This is a genomic window from Bradyrhizobium sp. 76 (assembly GCF_023073025.1).
Taxonomy (GTDB): Bacteria; Pseudomonadota; Alphaproteobacteria; order Rhizobiales; family Xanthobacteraceae; genus Bradyrhizobium.
This window is the reverse complement of the sequence record NZ_JADPIS010000143.1, coordinates 1-1,313: the sequence shown is the minus strand read 5'-3', so window position 1 is coordinate 1,313 and position 1,313 is coordinate 1. Positions and strand designations below refer to the sequence as shown.

Genomic DNA, 1,313 nt, shown 5'->3' with positions numbered 1-1,313 from the left:
ATGAGGACGATGCAGTCTGCACAAATGTATCCGGCCTCTTGCAAGTGGGCCGCTGTTGCGGCCAGGCCATGATGAGATCCGCGCGTGCCGTTCCCAGATAAATGGTTCGGGCTCGAAGCCCGCTTTTTTGCACAGGGTTTACGGCGCGCCGATCGACTGTTTCGTCATCACCTTCACGAACCTCGCAGTCTGGAACAAACGGGATCAGCTAAAGGCCGGATCCCGCCGTTCGTAGCTTGCGCCGGGCTTGGTCATCACCACCCATGCGATCCGCGCAATCTTGGCCGCCAAGGCGACGGTGACCTTGTTAGTGTGCATGCGTGCCTGAAGTCCATCAAGCCACGCGCCAAGGCGGTATCGCGAGCGATCAAGATGAGTCACGCAGGAACGGGCGCCATGGATGATCATCCGGCGCAGATATCGATTGCCGCGCTTGCTTATCCCCAGCAGCTTCGTTCTGCCTCCCGTAGAATATTCTCTCGGGACAAGACCTAGCCAAGCTGCCATATCGCGGGCCTTTTTGAACTGGCGGGCAGATCCAGCTGCTGCCAAAAGCGCCGTCGCGGCCAGCGGACCAATGCCCGGGATGGTCATCAATCGACGTGCGGTATCGCTTTGAGAGGCAATTGCCTCAATCTCGCGGTTGACCTCGGCAATCCGCAGCTCCAGCTGCCGCAGCTCGTCAAATGTAGATGCAAGAATGCGACGCATCGCCGAGGTTAGATCATTCGACTGATCGGCCAAAACCCTCGGCAGATCAGCCTTGAACTTGCCGGCGCCCTGGTGAATAGCGATCCCATATTCCAGGCAAAAAGCGCGCATCTGATTGATGAGGCACGTCCGTTGCGACATCATCCGATCGCGAACACGATGCAGCGCTTGCAGGTCAATGTGCTCAGGCGACCTTAGCTCGACGAAGCGCATCGTTGGTCACGGCTTCGGCGATCGCCGCGGCATCGATGATGTCATTTTTGTTGGACTTCACATATGGCTTCACGAATTGAGCTGGGATAATGCGAACGGTGTGCCCCATGGCGGCGATCTTGCGGGCCAACCATTGCGAGCCGGAGCAGGCCTCCATCCCCACCAAAGCCGGTCCTGCACGTTCGAAGAACTGCAAGAGCGTATCGCGCCGAAAGGTCGCCTTCTGGATCGGCATTCCGGCGGCGTCGAGCCCAACGACGTGGAAAAGGTTCTTGCCAATGTCGATCCCAAACACCGTTGCCGGCCTGGGCTTGTTCCGTGTCCTCATTGCTTCCTCCTTTCAAAAGCCAACTCAGTCTGACTGAGAGGACGGGGCGGGTCATCCCATT

1 pseudogene is annotated in these 1,313 nt (G+C 58.3%); it reads right to left on the bottom strand.

Going from position 1 to position 1,313, the window contains the following annotated elements:
* Window positions 1-204: 204 nt before the first annotated feature.
* Window positions 205-1,252, bottom strand: a pseudogene (locus tag IVB48_RS35245) (IS110 family transposase).
* Window positions 1,253-1,313 lie beyond the last annotated feature (61 nt).